6 protein-coding genes are annotated in these 7,617 nt (G+C 44.9%); 3 read left to right on the forward strand and 3 right to left on the reverse strand.

Translation table 11 applies throughout. The features are described 5' to 3' along the window. The first annotated feature begins 182 nt into the window (after window positions 1-182). From QVA83_RS03195 to QVA83_RS03205, 3 genes are all read left to right on the forward strand, one after another. Entirely contained in the window at window positions 183-2,489 is a 2,307-nt protein-coding gene (locus QVA83_RS03195) for a PAS domain S-box protein (protein ID WP_240491610.1), read from the forward strand. After that, window positions 2,473-3,012, forward strand: coding sequence for an ATP-binding response regulator (locus QVA83_RS03200; RefSeq protein WP_287498127.1), 540 nt, complete (start codon window positions 2,473-2,475; stop codon window positions 3,010-3,012). The genes QVA83_RS03195 and QVA83_RS03200 overlap by 17 nt, the downstream gene beginning before the upstream one ends. 237 nt (window positions 3,013-3,249) lie before the next feature. Then, complete coding sequence (locus tag QVA83_RS03205) at window positions 3,250-4,338, forward strand: Gfo/Idh/MocA family protein (RefSeq protein ID WP_131137368.1); 1,089 nt, start codon at window positions 3,250-3,252, stop codon at window positions 4,336-4,338. Window positions 4,339-4,422: 84 nt separating this feature from the next. Here QVA83_RS03205 and QVA83_RS03210 read toward each other — a convergent pair whose 3' ends face one another. The 3 genes from QVA83_RS03210 to QVA83_RS03220 all read right to left on the reverse strand — a co-directional run. After that, a complete protein-coding gene (locus QVA83_RS03210) occupies window positions 4,423-5,496 on the reverse strand; it encodes an ADP-ribosylglycohydrolase family protein (protein WP_287498128.1) in 1,074 nt (357 codons plus the stop codon). 89 nt (window positions 5,497-5,585) lie between these two features. Next, entirely contained in the window at window positions 5,586-6,374 is a 789-nt protein-coding gene (locus QVA83_RS03215) for a lipase family protein (RefSeq protein ID WP_014950619.1), read from the reverse strand. Between the two features lie 220 nt (window positions 6,375-6,594). Then, a partial coding sequence (locus QVA83_RS03220; protein ID WP_287498129.1) for a 3'-5' exonuclease occupies window positions 6,595-7,617 on the reverse strand: 1,023 nt, incomplete at its 5' end.

Below are 7,617 nucleotides of genomic sequence, written 5' to 3' on the forward strand. Positions count from 1 at the left end.
TTGGTAGAAAGTGATCTTGTTAGAACTTTTACTAGTAACAGCGTAAGTGTTACGAAAATTTAATCATTTAAGTTCACTTACCGCACCGCTAGAGAAGTCGCTTTGTACTGCTTAACGTAAATCGTTAGCTAAATAGTGATTTCTACTTTAGTATAATTTTTTCTGCATTATTTGAGCAAATTATGTCTGAGCCAATAAGTAAGGCTTCATCTTCTTTTACCGACGACATCCCCTTTCAAGCTCTTATAGAAAATATAACTGATGCGGTGATATTTGCCGATGTTAAAGGCAACGTTATTTACGCTAACCATCAGGCCCGCTCCATCTGTGGAGTAGACAAATCTGATCTCTTTGACTGCTCGGTGTTTAGTTTGTTTCCTCAGTCGCAAGTACCGAATATTACTCAACAGTTCGAACTGGCAGTAAAACAGGAACCCGGTAAAACAACGGAAATTCGGTTTGGTATTGACCACGCCTGGTTCAAACTCACCATTTTCCCCGTTGCGGCAGGTGTAGTGGGGTTTTCGTTTCATGACTTCTCTATGAAGCGCAGGCTACAGATCATTTCTCAGTCTCAAAGAGATGCCATGAGACTCGCATTATCTGGCGCTACACTAGAAGATGTGTTGACCGTTTTAGTCAATGCAGTAGAGAAGGTGACAGATTTTCAAGCTGTAAGTGGAATATCCTTGGTATCTGAAGATGGGTTATCACTCATTAGCGCGGCTGCACCGTCGATGCCAGAAGAAACTAGGCGGTACTTCAAGAATATTACAATCGATGATCTAACGCCGTTAGGAAAGTGTTGTCAAACTCGTGATGTGGTGAATATTCACATCAACGCCCAAACTGATTCGAGTGATTTTAGTCTCTCCACTCAGGCATTAGGACTTCAATCATTTTGGTGTCGTCCCATTTTATCTGCAGAAAGTCGCACGGTATTGGGCACTTTCTGTTTATTTCATCGCGAGCGATTTACCCCATTACCCGATGACATTGACGTCATTAATGCACTGTCTAAAACCGCTGCAATCATTATTGAGCGCAACAACGAAAATCGCGCTCGACGGGTTGCGGAGTCGGCGTTACTAGAGAACATTGAGTCTTTTAATAAACAGCGCAGGCTTTACGAAACGGCTCTGTCGAATACGCCCGATTTGCTTTATATCTTCGACCTTGAGGGGCATTTTACGTATGCCAACGACGCGTTACTGCAAATGTGGGGGCTGAGTTGGGATGAAGCGATTGGTAAAACATGTTTAGAGCTTGGGTATGAACCTTGGCATGCAGATATGCACATGCAGGAGATTCGACAGGTAATTGAAACAAAGCAACCTATTCGTAGTGATGTTCCTTTTACCGGTACTCATGGTCGCCGTATATATGACTACATATTTGTTCCTGTTATTGGTGAAGACGGAAACGTTGAAGCCATTGCTGGTTCGACGCGAGATGTTACTGAGCGTAAACACGCTGAAGAAATGGCTAAGCGAGCAGAGTCTCGCAGACGCTTAGCTCTGGAAGCATCACACAGCTTTGGTATTTGGGATTGGGATATTAAGCAAAACTTGTTCACGGCAGATGAGCGTTTGGGAGAACTCTTTAATCTCAGTAGCGATGAGGCTGAAAACGGTGTAGCCATTGAAGTGCCCAAACAATATATCCACCCAGACGATTTAGCAGCGTGTGAGGCTGCTATTTGTGAAAGTATTAATAACCGCACCCTATTTGATGAAGAATACCGTATCTTACAAAAAGACGGCACTGTCCGCTGGGCTTCATTCAGAGGACGAGTCATTTATAACAGCTCTGGTGAGCCGGAACGTTTTCCGGGAGTAGGTGTAGACACCACGAGAGAACGAAATGCGATAGACGCGCTTCAAGAGGCCGATCGCCGCAAAGATGAGTTCCTTGCTACGTTGGCACATGAATTACGTAATCCGCTTGCACCAATTCGCAATGCATTGGAAATTCTGCAGTCAGACGACTACAGCCAGAATCAGAAGAGCGAGGCATTCGGTCGAGTCGAACGACAAGTTACGCAAATGATACGGCTTGTTGATGACCTTATGGATGTGTCACGAATTACCCGAGGGAAAATTCGAATTCATCGAAAGCCTGTGAACTTGTGTGAGATTCTGGATACGGCGATTGAGACTATTCAGCCCCTGATTGATGAAAAACAGCATACGCTGCTGGTGGAAAAAGTAGCAGAGCCCGTTTGGGTAAACGGAGACCTTATCCGGTTGTCGCAGATTTTCTCGAATATTATCAACAATGCTGCAAAGTACACTCCGCCGGGTGGCAATATCGAGGTCTGCATCAGTACTTGCGATGGTAAGGTTACCATTGCAGTTAAAGACAATGGAGAGGGCATTCCAGCAGACAAACTAAAATCGGTTTTCGATATGTTTACTCAGGTAGATGGTGCCCTTGAACGTTCTCAAGGCGGGTTGGATTGGCCTTACTCTAGTGAAGAAACTCACTGAATTGCACGATGGAACGGTAAATGTGCAAAGCGATGGCGTTGATAAAGGCACAACGTTTATCGTTACCTTACCCGTTTTAAGTAAAGTACCCAAATTAGCCAGTAAACCGGAAAAGGCCCATGACGTAGTAGACGCTACCGCTGAAAAGCTCAACGTTTTAATTGCCGATGATAATCAAGATGCCGCTATTACCATGGGATGGATATTGGAGGCAAAAGGGTGTCAGGTTCAAGTAGTGGAAGATGGGCCATCCGCATTAAAGGCTGTCGCGTCTTTCACGCCCGATTTAGTGTTGTTGGATATCGGCATGCCGGGTATGAATGGTTACGAATTATGTACGGCACTTCGTCAAAATCGCGCGTTAGCTGACGCTGTATTTGTGGCGCAAACGGGGTGGGGACAACCATCGCACATCCAGCGTTCGAAAGAAGCTGGATTTGACCATCACCTTGTTAAACCTTTGGATTTGAGCGACCTTGAACCTATCGTGGCTGAAGCTTGGCGGGCAAAGCGCAAACAGTAAATTATGCTGTCGATAAAAGTGGGCTGCTTTTCTTCTGATTTTGTCGTAAATCGTTTCGCGTTACCAAACGGTACGATGTGCCATAGAGCTTTAAAGATGTATTGGTTGTCAGCTATAAACCTTCAATGGTGTTACTGGTAACACATTCGATAATATCGCAACGGTATTGTGATCTTTCTGAGTAAGAAAGGTACTACTAAAACCATGCACGGATTAATTTCTTAATGGAGAGTACTAATGCCCCGCATTACTCGTCGTCACTTTCTTCAATTGGCAGGTTCAGGTTTGCTGGTTGCGCACAGTCCTTATTTAATGGCAAAGCCTTCGAAAAAGAAAATAGGCGTGGCGCTATTAGGGTTGGGCAATTACAGCACAAATTTACTCGCTCCTGCCTTACAGGACACTAAACACTGCGAATTACGGGGGATAATTACGGGGAGCGAGAGTAAGATCCCGCAATGGCAGCAAAAGTACGGCATTAAAGACAGTAATGTGTACACGTACAGCACCATGGCAGATATTGCGAATAATGACGATATTGATGTTATTTACGTTGTAACGCCTACTGGCACACACAAGGATTTTGCGATACAAGCCGCAAATACCGGAAAGCATGTGTGGTGTGAAAAGCCAATGGCCATGGATAGCGAGGAATGCCAAGCTATCATAGATGCGTGTGACAAAAATGGCGTGCAGTTGTCGATAGGCTATCGCATGCAGCACGAACCCAATACCCGCACTTTTCATCAGTATCTTGAAACTAAGCCGTATGGAAACTTGACCGCGGTATCGAGCTTCGCTGGTTATGCAGGACAAGGAAGAGCGCCTGACAACTGGCGAATGAAAAAGCACATGGGCGGCGGTGCACTCTATGATATGGGCGTTTACGCGATAAACGGCGCGCGCTTTTTAACGGGCCGTGAGCCATTAGCGGTAACGGGAAGCCATCCACCACAGCGCTTTCCAGAGACGTTTACTGAGGTTGATGAAACGACCTTGTTTACGATGGATTTTGGCGACGGACTAGTGGCCGATTGCGGTACCAGTGTAGTGAAAGGGTTTAACCATTTTAAAGCTGATTGTGAAACGGGCTGGTATCAACTTAAACCCATGCAGAGCTACAGCGGGGTAACGGGCACCACGTCTGATGGAAAAACGCTGGCTCCTATAAACGGTATGCAGCAAACGCTGCAAATGGATAACGATGCACTGGCCATATTAAATGGACGACAACCTATGGTGACTGGCAATGAAGGTCTGGCCGATATCCGCATTGTGAACGCTATATTTAAGGCGGCGAAGACAGGGGAAACGGTAGCGTTATAAGGCGCTTTTACGCGAATACGCTACCGGACAGTGAATGCCATTTGCTCATTTTGCGACTGGGTCTACCAGACTTTTACGTCTTAGTTACCGTTCATTAAGAAGGTTAATTAGCGCTTCCAAGTCCTTTTTGTCAGCTAATTCACTAAACCATTGGGATATTTCTGTCGCCTGAATTAGCCCCATTATTGCCCCCAATACAAAACCGCGGTGCACGTTGTCGCCCCCCACGTTGGTGTTCGCAATCAACGCCTTCTTAGGCGTATCAGCATAACGGTAAGCGAAGTACAAAACAGCGGGCCACGCGTCTGAGATATAACACGCTGGCGAATACATACGACCAACAATCTCGATATCGCTTTTGCTTTTTGCCGCTATCGCAGCCAAATTCATGTGTGCAGATTTACGGGCAATATCTTCTAAAATGGCCTTGGGTGATTCACCTTCGCGATGCACTAATTTGTAGATTAACTCAACATAGAAATCGCACAACGATGCTAAAGACTCATCCGGGTGAGTTAAATAAAGGTGACTACGACACAGACGTTTGATGTCCTCAAGGGCTGTGCTTTTGCTTGCTTCTACTACCGCCAGAGGTGTTACCGACACAAAAGCGCCTATTGAAGCCGTATCATGTGTAACCGCCCCACATTTGTGTGCTGGAGTACCTTGTTCTAAGTTCGCAAAAAAGCCTCTGTGATAAGACTCAGCGTATGTGTCAGGGTGTTTGGGTTCATCAGCGCGCATAAAACTAATATATTGAGTTAAAAACTCGTTTTCGTCATACCCTTTAAGTGCGCATGATAAAACGATACGCGCGCAATGCGCATTGAGTGTATTTTCTCCCGCTTTCATATCATGATGGTAATGAATGTTGTTCTTACCCCAATACTGCCTTTTACCTTTGAGAATAACGTCGCCCACTATCTCTTTTTGATTTGCAGATGCCTTATTCGCGCGCCCACCTTGCTGCGTGGAATGTAGCGACATTATTGAAGACGGATGAAATGATGGCGCATCCTCAAATTGCTCTATCCCTAACGGAAATGCCTTATAAATATCTGCTGGGTTGTAATACCAATGTACCGGCATAGCCAACGCGTCGCCGATAAACGCGTTCTTGAGTGCCGCTTTTGCTCGTTTGATTGACAGTGAAGACATTTCTTTAAGCCTACCTCTTACGCAGTACTGTGCGGGATTGAATAATCAAGTACCTTTAAATTACGCACTGTAGGTCGAAAATGATCGTTCTAATGCTCATCGAAAAGCGACTTGTTGCGGATATATTTTCGCATGTAGTGATAGGTAATTGGGCGTAACAACCAGCTATGAAGCGACATCAAAAAGCGTTTATGGGTAGGCGTGTTTTCGTAAATTTTATCATCGTGCAGCCACAGCATCTTGCCAACGTGCCAGAAGTAAAAAGGGAAGGGCGGCATAAAGGTTATTACATCTAAATCGCAGCAAATGCGATACGTTCTATGGTGTAGCGTGTAGTGCTTATACCAAGAGCGCGTACCCACTGCGGGTTGTCCGAAAGTCACTACCCTTTTTACTGACTTTGCGTATAAACGCTCAAAGTAATCAGCCATTAATACCGCTACTGCGCCGCCGGACGAATGGCCAATGAATGTAAAGCGCTTGCCTTGCTGCCTAAGTGGTTCAAGCACTTTTACAAGTAGCTCTCTAAGTGGTAATGCTTCATTGGATGTCTTAGTGCTGGAATACATAGGTTGAGCCAATAGCCGCGCAAACCCCCAGTGGACCCAGAATTTTCTGTTTAACTGATTGAGTTTGTTTGGGATGAAGAATAAATTCGCTAGCCAATCTCTTACCCCCAATGAACCGCGAAAAACGATAATGACCTCTTTTTTATTCTCGACCCACAAAATTCTTACGCTCATTCTTCCGTACTTATCGACTAGCTGGCGTTCATAAAAAGGATCTAAGATTTTTTGGTATTGCTCGTCGGCATCAGGGTAGGCGAGTTGGCAGAGAATGGCATATCTTTCATATTGATAGCGTTTCAATTTCTTCATGAAAACTCGTATTGGAGCATTTAGCGTTTTTGAAGCTGAGCCGTTGAAGACTCTTTCACTGAATACTTCACGCTACAGGGAGTTTATTTCAGTGTTATGACGGGGCGCGTCATTTTTCTTTAAATGTCCGTACTCTTTGTTGTGTCACCTTGATGTAGAACCACTTCACCTGCGGTAACACGCCTTGATTACGAACATTGTAACTCTGGCTAAAGGGGAATTATCTATGCGGACTGGTATTATTCCACATTCCAAGAATATTTTTCTTTATATCGGCTATAGCGCCTTTGGCTATCTTCTTTTCACTGGCCGACGCAGTGCGCTTAGGGTATGCAACCGGTTCCATACAAGCGCAAACAGCATCGGTAAAGAAACGGCTCTTGGCACCGTATACATGCTTGTCACCAAACTTTTGTTGTTCTGGCACCCAATATTTCAGAGGCTGAACTAAGCTAAGCTCATCTTTCGCTCGTGTTATGGCAACGTAAAGTAAGCGTCGCTCTTCCTCGAGAGCGCGTTTATCGCCCGCTGCGTACTCGTTGGGAAAATTGCCGTCAGCAACATTTAGCACAAATACATGCTTCCATTCTTGGCCTTTAGCGCTATGCACCGTCGATAAGATAAGAAAATCATCATCAAGCAAAGGTTTTCCTGCTAGATCCCCTGTGCTTTGTGGAGGATCTAGTGTGAGTTCAGTTAAAAATCGTTCTCTCGATGAATACTGCCCAGAAATCATTATCAGCTGTTCAATATCGCCGAAACGTGTGAAATGATCGTCATAATTAGCTTCCAACAAATCTTTATAAAACTCTGCAATGGCGCTTGTTTGCTCGGTCCATGGAATATTGTTGTGGTGCACTTTATCTAGCAAATCAACAAGAGAAAGAAATGTAGGCTTCGCGGACTCTGAAAGTGCGAAGCTGCGTAAGTTACTTACTACAAAATCTTGCTGCTCTAAAGCATTAAACGCCTTCTCGGCTATCTTCGGACCTATACCAGGTAACAACTTAAGCACTCTAAAAGCAGATATTTTGTGTTTGGGGTTGTCTGCCCAACGTAAAATGCAAAGCATGTCTTTTACGTGAGAAGCCTCTAGGAATTTAAGGCCACCGTGTTTTACGAAAGGAATATTGCGTCGAGTAAGTTCAAGCTCTAGACGATCGCTGTGATAACTTGAACGAAACAGAACGGCTTGCTGTTTTAAATCAATCCCTTCTTCACGAGCCGCCAAAACTCGCTCAAC

This window comes from Alteromonas sp. AO-Serp (assembly GCF_017849675.1).
Lineage (GTDB): Bacteria > Pseudomonadota > Gammaproteobacteria > Enterobacterales > Alteromonadaceae > Alteromonas > Alteromonas macleodii.

Bases quoted from the DNA above. Each gene is read 5' to 3' on its own strand.
- QVA83_RS03195 (WP_240491610.1), top strand. From the start codon at position 183: ATGTCTGAGCCAATAAGTAAGGCTTCATCTTCTTTTACCGACGACATC.
- QVA83_RS03205 (WP_131137368.1), top strand. From the start codon at position 3,250: ATGCCCCGCATTACTCGTCGTCACTTTCTTCAATTGGCAGGTTCAGGT.
- QVA83_RS03210 (WP_287498128.1), bottom strand. From the start codon at position 5,496: ATGTCTTCACTGTCAATCAAACGAGCAAAAGCGGCACTCAAGAACGCG.
- QVA83_RS03215 (WP_014950619.1), bottom strand. From the start codon at position 6,374: ATGAAGAAATTGAAACGCTATCAATATGAAAGATATGCCATTCTCTGC.